Annotated in this window: 17 protein-coding genes and 4 tRNA genes; all 21 read left to right on the forward strand. The window is 46.3% G+C overall.

Going from position 1 to position 19,590, the window contains the following annotated elements; translation table 11 throughout:
- Positions 1-258: spore cortex biosynthesis protein YabQ (gene yabQ, locus WMO75_RS02270; protein WP_349077529.1), on the forward strand; the 258-nt coding region annotated here is incomplete at its 5' end.
- On the forward strand, positions 212-526 hold the full coding sequence (locus WMO75_RS02275; RefSeq protein ID WP_022214786.1) for an FtsB family cell division protein: 315 nt from the start codon (positions 212-214) through the stop codon (positions 524-526). The genes yabQ and WMO75_RS02275, both read left to right, overlap by 47 nt.
- A gap of 109 nt (positions 527-635) precedes the next feature.
- On the forward strand, positions 636-2,129 hold the full coding sequence (locus WMO75_RS02280) for a SpoIIE family protein phosphatase (protein WP_227221900.1): 1,494 nt from the start codon (positions 636-638) through the stop codon (positions 2,127-2,129).
- A gap of 13 nt (positions 2,130-2,142) precedes the next feature.
- Positions 2,143-3,558, forward strand: coding sequence for a tRNA lysidine(34) synthetase TilS (gene tilS / locus WMO75_RS02285; protein ID WP_349077530.1), 1,416 nt, complete (start codon positions 2,143-2,145; stop codon positions 3,556-3,558).
- On the forward strand, positions 3,555-4,088 hold the full coding sequence (hpt, locus tag WMO75_RS02290) for a hypoxanthine phosphoribosyltransferase (RefSeq protein WP_118251634.1): 534 nt from the start codon (positions 3,555-3,557) through the stop codon (positions 4,086-4,088). Before tilS ends, hpt begins: the two co-directional genes overlap by 4 nt.
- Before the next feature lie 64 nt (positions 4,089-4,152).
- On the forward strand, positions 4,153-5,940 hold the full coding sequence (gene ftsH / locus WMO75_RS02295; RefSeq protein WP_349077562.1) for an ATP-dependent zinc metalloprotease FtsH: 1,788 nt from the start codon (positions 4,153-4,155) through the stop codon (positions 5,938-5,940).
- Positions 5,941-6,229: 289 nt separating this feature from the next.
- On the forward strand, positions 6,230-8,341 hold the full coding sequence (locus WMO75_RS02300) for a glycoside hydrolase family 13 protein (protein ID WP_303223992.1): 2,112 nt from the start codon (positions 6,230-6,232) through the stop codon (positions 8,339-8,341).
- 162 nt (positions 8,342-8,503) lie between these two features.
- Positions 8,504-9,382 carry an amino acid ABC transporter substrate-binding protein gene (locus WMO75_RS02305; RefSeq protein WP_303223994.1) on the forward strand — a complete coding sequence of 293 codons (879 nt, stop codon included), beginning with the start codon at positions 8,504-8,506 and terminating at the stop codon, positions 9,380-9,382.
- A 100-nt stretch (positions 9,383-9,482) separates the two neighbouring features.
- Positions 9,483-10,130, forward strand: a complete 648-nt coding sequence (locus tag WMO75_RS02310; RefSeq protein WP_022214779.1) for an amino acid ABC transporter permease — start codon at positions 9,483-9,485, stop codon at positions 10,128-10,130.
- Positions 10,131-10,162: 32 nt separating this feature from the next.
- Positions 10,163-10,912 (forward strand): amino acid ABC transporter ATP-binding protein, encoded by a 750-nt coding sequence (locus WMO75_RS02315; RefSeq protein WP_291581248.1) that lies wholly within the window; start codon positions 10,163-10,165, stop codon positions 10,910-10,912.
- A 117-nt stretch (positions 10,913-11,029) separates the two neighbouring features.
- On the forward strand, positions 11,030-12,463 hold the full coding sequence (gene purB / locus WMO75_RS02320) for an adenylosuccinate lyase (protein WP_022214777.1): 1,434 nt from the start codon (positions 11,030-11,032) through the stop codon (positions 12,461-12,463).
- A 39-nt stretch (positions 12,464-12,502) separates the two neighbouring features.
- Positions 12,503-13,783, forward strand: a complete 1,281-nt coding sequence (locus tag WMO75_RS02325; RefSeq protein WP_022214776.1) for an adenylosuccinate synthase — start codon at positions 12,503-12,505, stop codon at positions 13,781-13,783.
- Positions 13,784-13,835: 52 nt separating this feature from the next.
- Positions 13,836-14,657 (forward strand): HAD family hydrolase, encoded by an 822-nt coding sequence (locus tag WMO75_RS02330; RefSeq protein ID WP_022213786.1) that lies wholly within the window; start codon positions 13,836-13,838, stop codon positions 14,655-14,657.
- Between the two features lie 243 nt (positions 14,658-14,900).
- Entirely contained in the window at positions 14,901-15,410 is a 510-nt protein-coding gene (locus WMO75_RS02335) for an SEC-C metal-binding domain-containing protein (RefSeq protein ID WP_022213785.1), read from the forward strand.
- The gene (locus WMO75_RS02340; protein WP_022213784.1) at positions 15,410-15,892 is read left to right on the forward strand and encodes a YdcF family protein; all 483 of its coding nucleotides are present in this window, start codon (positions 15,410-15,412) and stop codon (positions 15,890-15,892) included. Before WMO75_RS02335 ends, WMO75_RS02340 begins: the two co-directional genes overlap by 1 nt.
- Before the next feature lie 126 nt (positions 15,893-16,018).
- Positions 16,019-16,091 (forward strand) — tRNA-Val (locus tag WMO75_RS02345).
- A gap of 16 nt (positions 16,092-16,107) precedes the next feature.
- Positions 16,108-16,181: transfer RNA gene (locus tag WMO75_RS02350), tRNA-Met, on the forward strand.
- A gap of 7 nt (positions 16,182-16,188) precedes the next feature.
- Positions 16,189-16,261: transfer RNA gene (locus WMO75_RS02355), tRNA-Val, on the forward strand.
- 17 nt (positions 16,262-16,278) lie between these two features.
- Positions 16,279-16,352, forward strand: a tRNA-Met gene (locus tag WMO75_RS02360).
- 164 nt (positions 16,353-16,516) lie between these two features.
- Positions 16,517-17,416: a diacylglycerol/lipid kinase family protein gene (locus tag WMO75_RS02365; protein ID WP_118698110.1), complete on the forward strand. Its 900-nt coding sequence runs from the start codon at positions 16,517-16,519 to the stop codon at positions 17,414-17,416.
- A 46-nt stretch (positions 17,417-17,462) separates the two neighbouring features.
- Complete coding sequence (locus WMO75_RS02370) at positions 17,463-19,577, forward strand: glutamine synthetase III family protein (protein ID WP_118698111.1); 2,115 nt, start codon at positions 17,463-17,465, stop codon at positions 19,575-19,577.
- Positions 19,578-19,590 lie beyond the last annotated feature (13 nt).

Consider the following 19,590-nt stretch of genomic DNA (forward strand, 5'->3'; position numbering starts at 1 on the left):
CTTTTGTACTGGATTCTGTCAGGGAGTGTGGTTTTTGCAGAGCTTTACCAGTATAATGAAGGCGTTTTGAGGCTCTTTTTGCTGCCTGCCGTCTTTTTGGGGGCTTTTTTGATGAATTCTTTGTTAAAGAGGTTGCTATTTCTTGTTAAAAGAGGTAAAATTTCAATAATTATGGAAAACCGCTTTTGTAATTGGAAGAGGGGAAAGCAGATTGAAAAAGTCCAAAAAAAAGAAAAAAAACACAAGAATATTAAATAATTACCTCGGGATGGCTCTGATATCGGTAGTTGTTGTGCTTCTTCTGGGAGTTCTTACAGTGCAAAGTAATGAACTGAAAGCCAAAATCTCATCCTACGATACAAGAGCAGCAGAGATAAGAACTTCGATAGAAGAAGAACAGGATCGAACCAAACAGATCGACGAAGAGAAAGAATATATGCAGACAGATGAATATGTGGCAGAGATCGCCAGAGACCGTCTCGGGCTTGTCAAAAGCAATGAGATTGTTTTTGAAGAGGAGAAATAACACATATTTTGAAGAAAACTTTTCTGAAATAGCTGACAGTATTTGACAGATATTTTATAAAATCCCTTTTATAATTTCCCTTAATGAAGACATCAGGGGAGGGGAAAACATGCAGGAATGGATAATTGCCATGCTCGTGCTCAGCATTCTGCTGATTTTGCGGGACATGGCAAAAACTGTTTTGAAGGGAAGAAAATCCAGAAAAGAAGAGCCTTTTCCTTTAGGCGGAGAACATCCCCAGAAAGAAAAAGTAGAACGGTACGCAGCCTCATTTCAGAAACTTGCAGATACTTTTTATGGAATGCCATATAAGAAAGAATATTTAAGCAGTGCCCAGGTTGAGAATGTTATCCGGGAGACGGGAGAACGTTTCTGCAGAAACTGTTACCGGAGAGAACTGTGCTGGGGAGACCACGCAGAGGAGATGTATCTGTGCGGGGAGGCAATGGTACGTGCGATAGAGCAGGCGGATGAGGAGAAGATCGAAGAAGCACGGAAACGATGTGGAGAGAACTGCGGCAGATCAGCGCAGTACCTGGAATCCCTGAAGGACTGTTTTCAGAAGGAAAAGCAGGAGATGATCTGGGGGAACCGGATGATCGAGAGTCGGCTTGCAGTTGCACAGCAGTTGAATGAGATTTCACATATTATGCAGCAGGTTGCAGAAGATCTCTATGATATCAGTGCGGCGGAACCCGTTTTTCAGGAAGAACTTGCCAAGAGCCTTCGAAAGCGTCATGTGATCCTGAAACGGGCATGGGTCATGGACAAGGTCGAAGGGCGCAGACAGATTTTTCTGACCATGCGCGCCAGAAGCGGACAGTGTGTTGCTGTATCAGAAATCTCGCAGATTTTGTCCGGGATATGCGAATGCACAATGACCTCGGCACAGGGGAGCCGCTGTATTGTGAACCGGGATTTCCATACGGTTCACTTTGTGGAGGATGTCAGCTATCAGATGCTGTATGGTGTCGCAAAGCTTACCAGAGAAAAGGAAAAAGTTTCAGGAGATAATTACATCTGCCGACAGGAGGATGGAGGAAAATTTGTGATGTGTCTTTCGGACGGAATGGGTTCTGGAATGGATGCATGCAGGGAAAGTGAGATTGTGGTAGAATTACTGGAGCAGTTCATGGAATCAGGTTTTTCACAGGAGGCAGCGGCGAGAATGGTCAATTCTGCCCTGATTCTGAATGGACGGGAAGGTATGTTCTCCACAGTTGATATCTGTGCAGTGGACCTTTATACGGGAATCTGTGAATTCCTCAAGGCAGGAGCAGCAGCTACTTTTATCAGGAGAGATCATTGGGTAGAGGCAATCTCATCGGAGAGCCTTGCGGCAGGTCTGGTACAGAGAATTGATTTTGACACAGCCTCACGGAAACTGTATCATGGGGACTGTCTTGTTATGATGACGGACGGAGTTCTGGATGCCCTTCCAACAGACTGTGAAGAAGAAACAATGAAAGAAATCATTCTGGATGTGCAGGAGAGTGCTCCGCGTGAGATCAGCCGGGGAATTCTGGAGAGAGTGCTTGGCTACAGTGACTATCGGGCGAGAGATGACATGACCGTGCTGGTTGCCAATGTAGTAAGAAAGTAAAGGACATAAGAAAATGCGGGAAAAGACATTCGATAAAGTAAAGGATTTTGTGAAAGAAAATGAAATGCTCGCCAGGAACTGCGCGGTCATTGCGGGCGTATCCGGTGGAAACGATTCTATGACGATGCTGCATCTTCTGAGGAGACTGAGAGAGATCTGGCATTTTCATCTCCGGGTGGTGCATGTGAACCATGGGCTCCGGGGAGCGGAGGCAGACAGGGATCAGCGGATGGTGGAGACTGTATGCACCAAATGGAATATCCCATGCAGCGTGTATCGCTATGATGTCCCGGAGCTTTCGGTGAAATGGAAATTGGGAACAGAAGAAACGGGAAGGATCGTGCGCAGGCAGGCTTTTGACGCAGAGACGCACAAGTGCCGGAAACAATATGCGGTTGTCCGTACGGCGCTGGCACATAATAAGAACGATCTTGCCGAGACAATGCTCCATCATCTGGCGAGAGGGACAGGCCTCAGGGGCTTATGTTCTTTGAAACCGGTGAATGGAGAGGTGATCCGTCCTCTTTTGTGTTTAGAAAGAAGAGAAATTGACGATTATATTAGAGAGTGCGGGATCCCGAGTGTCCTGGACAGCACGAATCTGGAGGATGAATATACGAGAAACCGCATCCGCAGGCATCTTCTTCCTGTGATGGAGCGAGAGATCAATGCCAAAACGGTTGAGCACATGGCAGAGACTTCGAGGCTGCTCTCAGAGGCGGAGGAGTTTCTGACAGACGAGGCGGCGCAGCTGGCCGCAGATTACAGAGAACCGGATGGAAGTTACTGCCTTGGAGAAGGATTTTTTCAGAAAAAACAGATCCTCAAAAGCTATGGAGTCCGGACGATCCTCGAAAAATTGAGCGGCCGCAGTCGGGATCTCACACAGACGCATATCCGGCAGGTACTGGAACTTTATTCCTGCCGGGTGAGCAAGCGGATTTCGCTTCCATATGGACTGGAGGCTGTGCGGACTTACGATGGAGTGATCCTCAGGAAGAAAATACAGCAGAAACCGGGAACAGAAGGGCGAAAGGAACAGGAAATTCCCCTTCCAGCCACATCGGAAGAGGTGGAAACACCGTTTGGCCGGTTTACGATCAAAGTTTTTTCCTATTCCGGCGAGAAGATTTTAGAAAAAAAGTATACGAAATGGTTTGATTGTGATAAAATAAAGTGCGGTTTGTCAGTCCGTACCCGCAAAACAGGAGATTATCTCATTGTCGGCAGGGACGGAGGCCGCAAAAAGCTGACCAGATGCATGATCGATGATAAATTTCCAAAGGAGACCAGAGATCAGGTACCACTGATCGCAGATGGCGGGGAGATTTTGTGGATCATAGGCGGAAGGATCAGCGAACGGTATAAAATTACTTCATGCACAAGAAATGTATTAGAAATTACATACCAAGGAGGAACCAGGTTATGAGTGAGAGAATCAAGGTTTTACTGAGCGAAGAAGAAGTGGATGCAAGAATCCAGCAGGTTGCAGCCAAGATCAGCAAGGATTATGCAGGCAAGGAAGTCCATCTGATCTGCGTACTGAAGGGCGGCGTGTTCTTTACATGTGAACTTGCAAAGAGAATTACTGTACCGGTAACTCTGGACTTCATGTCCGTATCCAGTTACGGAGATGATACCAAGTCAAGCGGTGTTGTCAAGATCGTGAAGGATCTGGATCAGCCGCTGATCGGTAAGGATGTGCTGATCGTAGAGGATATCATTGACTCAGGAAGAACTTTAAGCTATTTGCTCAAGATTCTTGAGAACAGACATCCAAACAGCATCCGTCTGTGTACTCTGCTTGATAAGCCAGAGCGCAGAGTTAAGAAAGATGTAAAAGTAGATTACTGCTGCTTCAATATTCCAGATGAGTTTGTTGTAGGATATGGGCTTGACTATGCTCAGAAGTACAGAAACCTCCCGTTCATCGGAGTTGTGGAATTTGACGGCGAGTGAAAGGAGATTCAGTTAAGTGAACAGACAGCCAGGCAAAATTGGTCTTTATCTGGTGCTGATCGTGATGCTGGTTGCAGGATATTTTTATCTGAATAATCAGGTAACTTCCCAGAGTAATTACACGATGGAAGAACTGCAGCAGGCAGCCGAGGACGGGAAGGTGACTTCTGCATCCTTGTATCAGAACAGGGAGGTACCGACGGGATCTGTTGTGGCAGAGATCGAGGGCGAAGGACAGAAAAAGGTCAATGTAACAGACGTAAACACTGCACAGGAGATTCTTGAGAAATACGATATTCATCCGGATGTGAAGGATGTTCCGCAGGAGAGTGCTTTTCTCACAACGTTTTTACCTGTGATCCTTACAGGAGCATTTATCCTGATCCTGTTTGTCATGATGAACAGACAGATGTCAGGAGGGGGCGGCAACTCCAAGATGATGAATTTTGGCAAGAGCCGTGCAAGGATGATGCTTCCGGACGACAAAAAAGTAACTTTTCAGAACGTAGCCGGTCTTCAGGAAGAGAAGGAAGATCTGGTAGAAGTTGTGGATTTCCTCAAATCTCCACAGAAATATACCAGTGTGGGAGCCAGAATTCCTAAGGGCGTGATCCTTGTAGGTCCTCCAGGAACAGGTAAGACACTTCTTGCCAAGGCTGTTGCAGGAGAAGCGGGGGTTCCGTTCTTCTCCATTTCCGGTTCAGACTTCGTGGAGATGTTTGTCGGTGTCGGTGCTTCCCGTGTCCGCGACCTGTTCGAAGAGGGCAAGAAGCATGCACCGTGTATCATTTTTATCGATGAGATCGATGCAGTTGCAAGACAGCGTGGAACCGGTATGGGCGGCGGTCATGATGAGAGAGAGCAGACTCTGAACCAGCTTCTTGTAGAGATGGATGGATTCGGAGTGAACGAGGGGATCATCGTTATGGCAGCAACCAACCGTGTCGACATTCTGGACCCTGCGATCCTGCGTCCGGGACGTTTTGACCGTAAGGTTGCAGTCGGCAGACCAGATGTCAAGGGACGTGAGGAGATCCTTCGCGTTCATGCCAAGGACAAACCTCTTGGCGAGGATGTTGATCTCGCACAGATCGCGCAGACAACAGCAGGATTTACAGGCGCAGATCTTGAGAACCTCCTGAATGAAGCTGCGATCATGGCGGCCAAGGCGACCAGATCCTATATCACGCAGCAGGACATCAAGCAGGCCTTTATCAAAGTTGGTGTCGGTGCAGAGAAACGAAGCAAAGTCATCTCTGACAAAGAGAAGAAGATCACAGCATACCATGAGGCTGGACATGCGATCCTGTTCCATGTGCTTCCGGATATGGATCCTGTTTATACGATTTCCATCATTCCGACAGGTGTTGGGGCAGCAGGATATACCATGCCTCTTCCGGAGAATGATGAGATGTTCAATACCAAGGGCAAGATGTTTCAGGATATCACAACGCTGCTTGGCGGCCGTGTTGCCGAGGAACTGATCTTTGGCGATATCACGACAGGTGCATCCAATGACATCAAGCGTGCGACAGGAACTGCCCGAGCAATGGTCATGCAGTATGGTATGTCAGACAAGCTTGGTCTGATCACTTATGGTGATGACGGTGATGAGGTATTTATCGGACGAGATCTGGCACATACCCGAAGCTACAGCGAGGAAGTTGCCAAGGAGATCGACCAGGAAGTACATGATATCATCGACAAGTGCCACCAGGATGCAAGAGAGATCATCACTCAGCATATGGACGCGCTCCACAAGTGTGCAGCTCTTCTTTTAGAGAAGGAAAAAGTCCACAGAGAAGAGTTCGAGGCACTTTTTACATCAGAAAAAGTTGATCTCTCAAAATAAGGTATGCAAGATGCACAAAAACAAATTGTGATTTTTGTGAACTTTGTGCACACTTTTCGGTAGACGCATGGTACTATATACATCGTAAAAACCCCCCAATACATTATATAGTTTTTGCTACACCCCATAAGAAGAAATACCTTCTCCAAAAAAGACAGCCTATCCCGCTGTCTTTTTTATTTTGTAAAAATAACCATAATCGAGACGGTATTTCAGTGGTTTTTATATTGTACTTTTATGAATTTTCAACTAGAATAGACATATGCTTAAGAATAAGGGGACTTTAATTATGGAATGGGAAAACGAAGACATTACCAGAAAAATGCAGTACATTCTGAATATGCGGCTGGTGCTGAATAAGGACGCTTTTTTCAGTGACGGAACGAGATATTACAGAAATCCTACCGAACCAAAGGCGGGGGAAACGGTAATGATCAGTTTCCGGACCCAGAAAAACAATGTAGACGCAGTATACCTTGTATCCGGTGAGAAGAAACATAAGATGAAGATCTATAAGACGGTCAAGGGCTTCGACTATTACGGAACCAAGATCGTGATGCCGGATGAGGTTTTTCGATATCACTTTGAAATTCTGTATGGTTGGGTAAACTGTTACTATAATCAGCGGGGAGTCTGTACAGAATTACAGGAACGCGATGATTTTGAGATCTATCCAGATTTCCAGACTCCGGACTGGGCGAAGGGGGCGGTGATGTACCAGATCTTTGTGGATCGTTTCTGCAACGGAGATCCGACCAACAGTGTTCTGACAGATGAATATTCTTATATTGGAGAACACTGTGAGCAGGTACATGACTGGTCCAAGACACCGGCTGTCATGGGTGTCCGGGAATTTTATGGCGGAGACCTTAAGGGCATTATGGATAAACTGGATTATCTCCAGGATCTTGGCGTGGAGGTCGTATACCTGAATCCGATCTTTGTATCGCCGAGTAACCACAAGTATGATACACAGGATTATGACTATGTAGATCCACATTATGGAAGGATCGTAGAGGACTGTGACGGACTTCTGGCTCCATGGGACCGTGAGAACTCACATGCGGCGAAATACATCAAGCGAGTTACCGACAAGAAGAATCTGGAAGCAAGTAATCAGCTTTTTGCAGAGCTGGTGCAGGAACTGCATAAACGTGGAATGAAAGTTATCCTGGATGGCGTTTTCAATCACTGCGGTTCTTTCAATAAATGGATGGACCGTGAGCGGATCTATGAAGGACAGGAGGGCTATGCGCCGGGGGCTTATATCTCAGCAGACAGCCCGTATCGTTATTTCTTCAATTTCCGTGACGAGGGAAGATGGCCGTACAACCTGTCTTATGATGGCTGGTGGACGCACGATACGCTTCCGAAGCTCAATTATGAAGGATCCAGAGAACTTTATGACTATGTCCTGAATATCGCGCGCAAATGGGTGTCTGAGCCGTATTGCGTAGATGGATGGAGACTGGATGTTGCAGCGGACCTTGGACACAGCAATGAGTTCAATCATCAGTTCTGGAAGGACTTCCGCAAGGCAGTCAAGGAGGCAAATCCGAATGCGCTGATCCTTGCAGAGCACTACGGCAACCCGGAAGGCTGGCTTCAGGGCGATGAATGGGATTCTGTCATGAACTATGATGCTTTTATGGAGCCTGTGACCTGGTTCCTGACCGGTATGGAGAAGCACAGTGATGAGTACAGAGAGGATCTGTATGGAAACAGTGAGGCGTTTATCGGTGCAATGAAGACACATATGCGTTCTCTTCATATGTCTGCCCTTCATGTGGCGATGAATGAACTGTCGAATCACGATCATTCCAGATTCCTGACAAGAACGAACCGCCGCGTGGGAAGGGTTTCCTACGCCGGAGCAGAGGCGGCTTCTGAGAATATCAATACGGCGATCATGAGAGAAGCGATCGCGATCCAGATGACCTGGCCGGGAGCACCGACTGTTTATTATGGTGATGAGGCTGGTGTCTGCGGATTTACCGATCCGGATAACCGCCGTACCTATCCGTGGGGACACGAGGACAAGGAACTGCTTTCTTTTTACAAAAAAATGATCGCGATCCACAAGAAATACCGTATCCTTCGTACAGGATCCCTCAAATTCCTGTGGAACGACTATCAGGGACTGTGCTACGGACGTTTCTCGCATATCGAGCAGATGATCGTTGTCCTGAATAACCGTGATGAGGGAAGAGAAGTCACGATCAAGGTATGGCCGGCGGGAATCACCCGTATGGAAGAAGTTTCCATGACGAGACTGATCCGTTCCAGCCAGGATGGTTACAATGACCGCCCGAAGGAGATTCGGGCACGTGCCGGAATGGTAAATCTCTATCTGCCGCCGCGCAGCGTCACTCTTCTTTATCACAAAGACAAGATTTCATAATCACGCAAAAATGCAAAGTCCGGACCTGTTTTCAAATATCACGGCTCCGGACTTTGTTTTTTTCTTGACAGAAAAGGATTGGTATGTTACGATAACCATACTTTCACGTGGTAGAGTGACTATGTGATAAACTATAAAAATAATTTAAGAGGAGATAGAGGTATGAAGAAAAAAGCAGTTGCATTGATGCTGAGCACAGTAATGGCTATGGGAATGGTTTCTGCAGCAAGTGTACAGGCGAGCGTAGAGGACAAGACCCTGATCGTAGGATTTGATGCAGAGTATCCGCCATATGGCTATATGGATGAGGATGGAGAGTACACAGGATTTGACCTGGAACTTGCTCAGGCAGTATGTGATCTGGAGGGCTGGACTCTGGATAAGAAACCGATCAACTGGGATTCCAAGGATATGGAACTGAATTCCGGATCTATCGACTGTATCTGGAACGGATTTACCATGAACGGAAGAGAAGATGACTATACTTTCTCCGTACCATACGTAGATAACAGCCAGGTGATCGTTGTTGCTGACAATTCCGGCATCGAGAAACTCACAGACCTTGCAGGCAAGACTGTTGGTGTTCAGGCAGCTTCCGCAGCACTTGATCTTCTTCAGAGCGAAGAAGAAGGCGGACAGAAAGAACTGGCAGATACCTTCGGAGCACTGAATGAATTTGCTGATTACAACACAGCATTCACAGAACTGCAGGCAGGAGCACTGGATGCACTTGCAATCGATATCGGTGTTGCCAAATACCAGCTCAACTCCAGAGGAGAGGGATTCAAGATCCTTGATGAGACTCTGAACACAGAGCAGTATGCGATCGGTTTCAAGAAAGGCAATGACGAGCTTTGCGATATCGTAAACGCAGACCTTCAGAAACTGGCAGACGACGGAACTGTAGCAGAGCTTGCTGAGAAATATGAGATCGCTGATATGGTAACTCTCAAGGCTTCTGATGATGCTGATGCGAAAGAAGATACAGAAGAAGCTTCTGATGATGCGGAAGCTGAGAAAACATCCGAAGACGCAGAATGATCAGAAATTCAAAAATACGAAATAAGATATAAGACATATGGGATGCTCCCTGGGGTCTCACCGGGGAGCATCCCTGTTGTAAGTTAATGGAGGAGAAGACATGAGTTTTCAGGTAATGTTACAGCAGCTTACCACAGGATTCGGTTCTACGCTGGTTATCTTTTTTCTGACTTTACTTTTCTCACTGCCGTTGGGGATGGTAGTATATTTCGGAAGAGTAAGCCGTTTCAAGCCACTGAGCTGGATCGTGAAAGCCTATATTTCTATTATGAGAGGAACACCGCTGATGCTGCAGCTGCTTTTGTGGTATTTCGGACCGTTTTATCTCTGGGGAATGAATATCGGGGGGTACAAATTTACAGCGATCATCCTTGGATGTTCTCTGAACTATGCAGCTTATTTTGCTGAGATCTACCGCTCCGGAATTGAATCTATCCCGGTCGGACAGTATGAGGCAGCACAGCTTCTCGGCTATAACAAGAGCCAGACATTTTTTAAGATCGTACTTCCGCAGGTTGTCAAAATCGTACTTCCGTCAGTGACGAATGAAGTTATCACCCTTGTCAAGGATACATCACTTGTATATTCTGTATCCTACATCGAGATGTTTGCACTGGCAAAACAGATCGCAGCAGCACAGACAACGGTCCTTCCGTTTGTGATCGCAGGTGTATTCTATTATGTATTCAATTTTGTTGTTGCATGGGTAATGGAATGGCTTGAAAAGAAAATGAACTATTATCGTTAGGAGGAATGGGCGTGAGTACGAATCTTCTTGAAATGAATCATATCAAAAAACAGTTTGACGGGCTTCAAGTGCTGAAAGACGTTTCCATCCATGTAGAGGAAGGAGAGGTGCTTTCTATCATCGGACCTTCCGGCTCCGGCAAGTCTACACTGCTCCGCTGTGCGACACTTCTGACACGCATCGACGGTGGAGAAATCAGCTACATGGGCAAAAAGGCGATCTGGACAGAAAATGGCAAAGTCTGTATGCCGTCCAAGAATGAGATCAAGGATATCCAGTCCTGCTTCGGTCTGGTGTTCCAGAACTTCAATCTTTTTCCGCATTTTACCGTCATGAAAAATATCACAGATGCACCGATCCATGTACAGAAACGAAACAAAGACGAAGTTTATAAAGAAGCAAGAGAACTTCTGGCAAAGATGGGACTTTCTGATAAGGAAGATGCCTATCCGTATCAGCTTTCCGGCGGACAGTGCCAGCGTGTCGCGATCGCAAGGGCACTTGCACTGAATCCGAAGATCCTCTTTTTTGATGAGCCGACATCCGCACTCGATCCGGAACTTACAGGAGAAGTCCTTCGTGTTATCCGTTCTCTGGCGGATCTTCATATTACGATGGTGATCGTAACACATGAGATGAATTTTGCAAAAGATATCTCCGACAGAGTCATCTTTATGGATAAGGGCGTGATCGCAGTAGAAGGAACACCTTCCGAGGTATTTTCTTCCAGCAACGCCAGAATGAAAGAATTCCTTGGCAAATTTCATCAGGGAGAAAAATAAAGGGATTGCTTTTAATCAGGCAATGTTATATAATTTCAGCGTAAAGACAGGAAAAATACTAAGATTAACCGCAGTTACCCCTGCGGTTAATCTGGCGAGAGGATAGGAGTAAATACCATGAGTACAGACAGATATGTAAGCCCCCTTTCAGAGCGTTATGCCAGCAAGGAAATGCAGTACATTTTTTCTCAGGATATGAAATTCCGTACATGGAGAAGATTGTGGATCGCTCTGGCAGAAACAGAAAAAGAACTTGGCCTCAATATCACCCAGGAGCAGATTGACGAACTCAAGGCTCACAAGGATGATATCAACTATGACGTGGCCAGGGAGAGAGAACGTCAGGTACGTCACGACGTTATGTCCCATGTGTATGCATATGGAGTACAGTGCCCGAAAGCAAAGGGAATCATTCATCTGGGTGCAACCTCCTGTTATGTAGGAGATAATACAGATATCATCGTAATGGCAGAAGCTCTGAAGCTTGTTCAGAAGAAACTGGTCAATGTGATCGCAGAGCTTTCCAAATTCGCAGATAAATACAAGGATCAGCCTACACTGGCATTTACCCATTTCCAGCCGGCACAGCCGACAACTGTTGGTAAACGTGCTACTCTGTGGACTCAGGAATTCATGATGGATCTTGAGGATTTGGAATATGTTCTCGGAAGTCTCAAGCTTCTTGGATCCAAGGGAACAACCGGAACACAGGCAAGCTTCCTGGAACTTTTTGACGGGGATCAGGAAACAATTGACAAGATCGATCCGATGATCGCGCAGAAGATGGGATTCAAGCAGTGCTATCCGGTTTCCGGACAGACCTACTCCCGCAAAGTCGATACAAGAGTCCTGAATATTCTTGCAGGTATTGCGGCAAGTGCACACAAGATGTCCAACGACATCCGCCTTCTCCAGCACCTCAAGGAAGTTGAGGAACCGTTCGAGAAATCTCAGATCGGATCTTCCGCAATGGCATACAAGAGAAATCCAATGAGAAGTGAGCGTATTGCTTCTCTTTCCAGATACGTGATGATCGACGCACTGAATCCGGCGATCACTTCCGCAACACAGTGGTTTGAGAGAACCCTGGATGATTCTGCAAACAAGCGTCTCAGCATTCCGGAAGGATTCCTTGCGATTGACGGTATTCTTGACCTCTGTCTGAACGTAGTAGACGGACTGGTAGTATATCCGAAAGTAATCGAGAAACACATGATGGCAGAGCTTCCATTCATGGCAACTGAGAACATCATGATGGATGCAGTTAAGGCAGGCGGCGACCGTCAGGAACTTCATGAGCGCATCCGTGAGCTTTCCATGGAAGCAGGACGTACTGTGAAGGTAGAAGGAAAGGACAATAACCTTCTTGACCTGATCGCGGCAGATCCGGCATTCAACCTTACGATCGAAGAACTCAACAAGTCCATGGAGCCTTCCAGATATGTAGGAAGAGCCAAAGAGCAGACCACAGCTTTCATTGAGAAAGTGGTACAGCCGGTTCTCGACGAGCACAAAGAAATGCTGGGAATCAAAGCAGAAATCAATGTCTAAAATACAGATCAATCAAAAACACGAGGAGGATAAAGTGTTATGGTCAAAGCAGTAGTTGGAGCTAACTGGGGAGATGAAGGTAAAGGTAAAATTACCGATATGCTTGCTCAGGAGGCAGATATCATCGTAAGATTTCAGGGAGGTGCAAACGCAGGTCATACAATCGTAAATGACTATGGTAAATTTGCACTGCACACACTTCCGTCAGGTGTATTCTACAATCACACCACAAGCGTGATCGGAAATGGTGTTGCTCTGAACATTCCGGTGTTCTTCAAAGAATATAACGAAGTGATCGAGAGAGGAGTTCCGGCACCGAAGATCATGATCTCCGACAGAGCACAGATCGTAATGCCATATCACATCCTGTTCGATCAGTATGAAGAAGAACGTCTTGGCGGCAAATCTTTCGGATCCACCAAATCCGGTATCGCTCCGTTCTATTCAGATAAATATGCAAAGATCGGTTTCCAGGTAAATGAACTGTTCCACGACGATGCCCTGAAAGAAAAAGTAGAGCGCGTTGTTGCAACAAAGAATGTTTTACTGGAGCACCTGTATCATAAACCGCTTCTTGATCCGGATGAGATCTATGCAGAACTGATGAAATACAAAGAAATGGTAGCTCCGTATGTTGGAGACGTTTCCCTGTTCCTGTGGAATGCGATCAAAGACGGCAAACAGATCCTTCTCGAAGGACAGCTTGGATCCCTCAAGGACCCGGATCACGGAATCTACCCAATGGTTACATCATCTTCCACACTGGCTGCATATGGTGCGATCGGTGCAGGAATCCCGCCATATGAGATCAAACAGGTTATCACAGTCTGCAAAGCATACTCCAGCGCAGTAGGAGCAGGTGCTTTCGTTTCTGAGATCTTTGGCGAGGAAGCTGACGAACTCAGAAGAAGAGGCGGCGACGGCGGAGAGTACGGCGCAACAACCGGACGTCCGAGACGTATGGGATGGTTTGACTGTGTTGCTTCCAAATACGGATGCCGTATGCAGGGAACCACAGACGTGGCATTTACTGTACTTGATGTACTTGGATATCTTGATGAGATCCCGGTATGCACAGGCTACGAGATCGACGGCAAAGTTACTACAGAATTCCCGACAACAGGACTTCTTGAGAAAGCAAAACCTGTTCTCGAGGTACTTCCGGGATGGAAGACAGACATCCGTGGAATCAAGAACTACGAAGATCTTCCGGAAAACTGCCGTAAATACGTAGAGTTCGTAGAGAAACAGATCGGATTCCCGATCACCATGATCTCCAACGGACCAGGAAGAAACGATATTATCTACAGAAATAAATAAATTACAAAGCGCCGGGGAGTTTTTCTCCGGCGTATTTCATATTGAGGTGTTTATGAAAAACGGAAAAAGAATCGCAGCCCTTCTGGGTGTTGTGGCACTGCTGATCATCTTCTGCCTGCCGATGTTTTTTGCATTGAAGGGCGATTTTTCGCAGGAAGCATTTATGGCATCCTTGTATACGGTGCTTTTTGTGGCAGTCATGGGGTATGTGATCTGGATGGTATTTCGACTTGTAAATAAGAAGAAAAACGAGGAGGATAAACGTATGATCAAAAATATTGTTTTTGACGTAGGACTTGTGCTGGTGGAATTTAACTGGCAGTCTTATCTGGACAGTTTTCACTTTGACAAAGAAAAAAGAGATAAGATCGCAAAGGCAACCTTCCAGAGTGAAGTGTGGGATGAGCGTGACAAAGGACTTCTTGAAGAAAGAGAATATCGTGAGAAATTCAAGGCACTGGCTCCGGAGTATGCAGAGGATATCGAGGATGTTATCAGGAATTCTACGAGATGTGTCACGAAGATGGACTATGCAGAGACCTGGACAAAATATCTTAAGGAGCAGGGATATAACCTTTACATCCTGTCCAATTACAGCAGATATATGCTGGACGGCACGAAGCAGAATGAAATGCCATTTCTGAAATATATGGACGGAGTTATTTTCTCCTGTGATGTAAACCAGATGAAACCGGATATAGAGATTTATCAGACACTGCTCAGTAAATTTAATCTGAAAGCAGAGGAGACGTTGTTCATTGATGACCGTGCAGAGAACTGCCAGGGTGCAGAAAAGGCAGGAATCCACACAATTCAGTTTAAAGATCTCAAACAGGCAGCGAAAGAAATGGAAGAAACTTACGGGATCAAATAAAAATCCCGGGACCGCGGCATTTCGTCAGTCCCAGGACCTTGTAAGGGGAGGATATAAGTATTTCTTAGATTGTATCTTTTGCTGTGCCGCCGATATGGGTTTCGGTGGACATTTATAGTATGGGCATGTGAATCCCTTTTTATACAACTTTCTTATAATTTGTATAAAAAGGGATTTGTCTTTTGTGAGAAAAGATGATATAATGGGGCACAGGCAAAATTTTTGAAAAGAGGATGAAAACAAATGAGTGATAAAACAATCTTAGAGCAGTGGCGTTCAATTGCTTACGATCAGCAGGCAGACCGCAATCAGCTCCAGAGATTCTGGGCAAACTATTTCAATATCGAGAAGGGAATCTACGAGCAGCTTCTTTCCAATCCGGACGAAGTTGTAAGCGGTACAGTCAAAGAACTGGCTGAGAAATACGGACAGGAAGTCCTGACTATGGTTGGTTTTCTTGACGGAATCAATGACAGCCTTAAGATCCCGAACCCGATCGAGACAATGGATGAGAACACCAGAGTAACTCTGGCTTTTGATAAAGAACTTCTTTACAAGAACATGGTTGATGCCAAGGCAGACTGGCTGTATCAGCTTCCTCAGTGGGATGCGATCTTCACAGAGGAGAAACGTAAAGAACTGTACATGGAGCAGAAGAAATCCGGTACAGTTGTAAAGCCGCACAAGATTGGCCGTAACGATCCTTGTCCGTGCGGCAGCGGTAAGAAATACAAACATTGCTGTGGAAGATAATGAAAGTCCGGCCAGATCTGGATTATATTATCGTGCTTGGCGCACATGTCGCAGGCACACGGTTATCCAAAGCCCTTCTGGAACGAACCAGGAGGGCTTTGCGTTATCTTGAGGAGAATCCTGAGACACGCGCGGTTCTCTCCGGCGGACAGGGGCAGGGAGAGCAGATCAGCGAGGCGGAGGCAATGTACCGGTATCTCACAGAGCATGGGATTGACGGTTCCCGGCTGATCCTTGAGGACAGGTCCACCAATACAAAGGAGAATCTGGATTTCAGCCTGGAGAAGATCGGGACACTGGATACCTCGATCGGGATCGTGACGAATCATTTTCATGTGTTCCGTGGTGTGGCGATCGGCAGAAAGTGTGGATGCAGGCAGATTTATCCCATTCCGGCGAGATACAGAACCTGGAGACTGCTGGTTTATATTCCACGTGAAATCCTTGCGATCATCAAGGATAAAATAGTAGGAAATTTGTGAACAAAATAAAATATAAAAAAAATTAAAAAAAGTGTTGACACTTTGCCAAACACATAGTATACTAACGAAGTCGGTTGCGAGAGAGCACTTCGAAAGAGAGTTCTTGAAGCGGCAGGCACAGGAAGTGGGATCTTAGCTCAGCTGGGAGAGCATCTGCCTTACAAGCAGAGGGTCATAGGTTCGAGCCCTATAGGTCCCATACCTCAAGAGAATATGGCGAGATAGCTCAGTTGGCTAGAGCACACGGTTCATACCCGTGGTGTCGAGGGTTCGAATCCCCCTCTCGCTATTAGAATGGGATCTTAGCTCAGCTGGGAGAGCATCTGCCTTACAAGCAGAGGGTCATAGGTTCGAGCCCTATAGGTCCCATACCTCAAATAGAATATGGCGAGATAGCTCAGTTGGCTAGAGCACACGGTTCATACCCGTGGTGTCGAGGGTTCGAATCCCCCTCTCGCTACTTGAATCCCCTGAAATTCAGGGGATTTTTTTGTATAAAAACACAGGATGTACAATAAATTTTTTTGGTGTCACCTGTCGAAAAATTTGCGTCTAGGAATTTCAAAAGATTTGTTGTATGATATAGAATGCGTAAGAAATCAAAAAGAAAGGGGACATCAGACCGTGGGGAAAAAAATGCTTTTTGTTTTTAATCCCAAAGCAGGAAAGGGCAGGATCAAGATGCACCTCCTGGATATCGTAGATATTTTCAGCGGACATGATTATGAAGTCATTATCCGTGCTACGCAGGCACCGCGTGATGCCTATGAAAAAGCCAAAGAATATGCAGATTCTGTTGATCTGATCGTATGCAGTGGAGGTGACGGCACTCTTGACGAAGTTGTTACCGGAATTATGGAAACAGGAAGCAATGTACCGATCGGATATATTCCTGCCGGAAGTACGAATGATTTTGCCAACAGTCTTTTTATGCCTAAGAATATGGTCAAAGCGGCAGAGATGATTACGAAAGAAGAACTTTATCACTGTGACATCGGCAGATTTAATCAGCAGACATTTGCATACGTTGCTGCTTTTGGACTTTTTACAGATGTGTCCTATGAGACAGATCAGGATCTCAAGAATGTTCTTGGACATGTGGCATACATTCTGGAAGGTGTAAAGCGTCTTTTTGACATCAAGTCTTATCATATGAAGGTTACTTCAGATGAACTTGAGGTGGAAGATGATTTTATCGTCGGAATGGTAACAAATTCCAGATCTGTAGGTGGATTTAAGAATCTTACCGGGAAGAATGTCGATATGAATGATGGACTCTTTGAGGTGACACTGATCGTGAATCCAAAGAATCCGCTGGAACTGCAGGAGATCATTACAGCTCTTGTAATGGCAGAGGACAATACGGATCTTGTATATTCCTTCAAGACCAGGAAGCTTACGATCGAGGCAGAAGAAGAAGTCCCATGGACTCTGGATGGAGAATTTGGCGGCGACCACAGGATCATAGAGATTGAGAACCGTCATAAGGCACTGAATCTTTATCTTAAGAGTACCAAAAATTAAACTGTCAAGAAACAATTAATAGAAATACAATCAAAGGAGAAACAGAATGTCAGATTACGTGAATGTAACAGAACTTTTTGGATGCGATGTATTCAATGATTCTGTCATGGAAGAACGACTCCCGAAGAAAGTTTACAAAGAACTCAAAAAAACCATCGAGGAAGGCAAGGAGCTTTCACCGGAAGTAGCAGATGTCGTTGCTCATGAGATGAAGGAATGGGCAATCGAGAAAGGTGCGACACATTACAGCCACTGGTTCCAGCCACTGACAGGTGTGACAGCAGAGAAGCACGATGCTTTTATCACAGCACCGAAGGAAAATGGCAAGGTTCTTATGAGCTTTTCAGGTAAAGAACTGATCAAAGGAGAATCCGATGCATCTTCTTTCCCGTCAGGTGGACTTCGTGCTACATTTGAGGCGAGAGGTTATACAGCATGGGACTGCACTTCACCGGCTTTTGTACGTCATGATGCCGCAGGCGGCACACTTTGCATCCCGACTGCATTCTGCTCCTATACAGGAGAGGCACTGGACCAGAAGACACCGCTTCTCCGCTCTATGGAAGCAATCAATACACAGGCATTACGTCTCATCAGACTTTTTGGAAATACCACATCTAAGAAAGTAACTCCGTCTGTCGGTGCAGAGCAGGAATACTTCCTCGTAGATAAGGAAAAATGGCTTCAGCGAAAAGACCTTACATATACAGGAAGGACTCTGTTTGGAGCAATGCCTCCGAAGGGACAGGAGATGGACGACCATTATCTTGGAACCATCCGTCAGAGGATTTCCGCTTATATGAAAGAAGTCAACGAAGAATGCTGGAAACTGGGCGTGACAGCCAAGACACAGCACAACGAAGTTGCACCGGCACAGCATGAGCTGGCTCCGATCTATGCACCGGCAAACATCGCAGCAGACCATAACCAGATCATGATGCGCATCCTCAAGAAAGTAGCGAGCCGTCACGGTATGCGCTGCCTGCTCCATGAGAAACCATTCGCAGGAGTCAATGGTTCCGGTAAGCACAATAACTGGTCCCTGACTACAGATGACGGGATCAACCTTCTGGATCCTGGCAAGACACCGCATGAGAACGTTCAGTTCCTTCTCGTCCTGACCTGTATCCTCAAGGCTGTAGATACACATGCAGACCTTCTCCGTGAGTCCGCGGCAGATGTCGGAAACGACCAGAGACTTGGTGGAAACGAAGCACCGCCGGCAGTGATCTCTGTATTCCTTGGCGAGCAGCTTGGTGATGTCCTGGATCAGCTTATCAGCACAGGAACAGCCACACACAGCAAGAAGGGAACCATCCTGGAGACAGGTGTCAAGACTCTTCCGGACTTCATGAAGGACGCAACGGACAGAAACCGTACTTCACCGTTCGCTTTTACCGGAAACAAGTTCGAATTCCGTATGGTGGGCTCCAGAGACTCTATCTCTGAATGCAACGTCGTACTGAATACGATTGCAGCCGAGGCTTTCAAAGAAGCCTGCGACCGTCTGGAAGCAGCCGAGGACTTTGATATGGCAGTCCATGATCTGATCAAGGAATACGCGATCGATCATCAGAGGATCGTATTCAACGGCAACGGATATGCTCCGGAATGGGCAGAGGAAGCGAAACGCCGCGGACTTCCGAACCTTCCATCCATGGTAGATGCGATCCCGGCACTCACCACAGATAAAGCTGTGAAACTGTTCGAGGAATTCCATGTATTTACCAGAACAGAGCTGGAATCCCGTGCAGAGATCCAGTACGAGATCTATGCAAAAGCGATCAACATTGAAGCCAAGACCATGATCGACATTACAACCAAGCAGATCATCCCGGCAGTGATCAGATATACGACTGTACTGGCAGATTCCATCAATGCCGTACAGGCAGTCGGTGCGATCGATGTGAGCGTACAGCTTGACCTTCTCAAGAAATGCTCTGCACTTCTCAAAAGCACCAACAGCGCAATGAACAAACTTTCTAAGGCAGTAGCCAAAGTTCCGGAGATCCCGGAGGGAAGAGAACGCGCCGTATACTGCAAGGACACTATCACAAAAGCAATGGAAGAACTGCGTACACCGGTGGATGAACTGGAAATGCTGGTTGACAAGGAAATGTGGCCGATGCCTTCCTACGGCGATCTGATCTTTGAAGTATAAGATTTTCGGGAGT

The organism is Blautia intestinihominis, from assembly GCF_040096655.1.
In the GTDB taxonomy this organism is placed as follows: Bacteria; Bacillota; Clostridia; order Lachnospirales; family Lachnospiraceae; genus Blautia_A; species Blautia_A intestinihominis.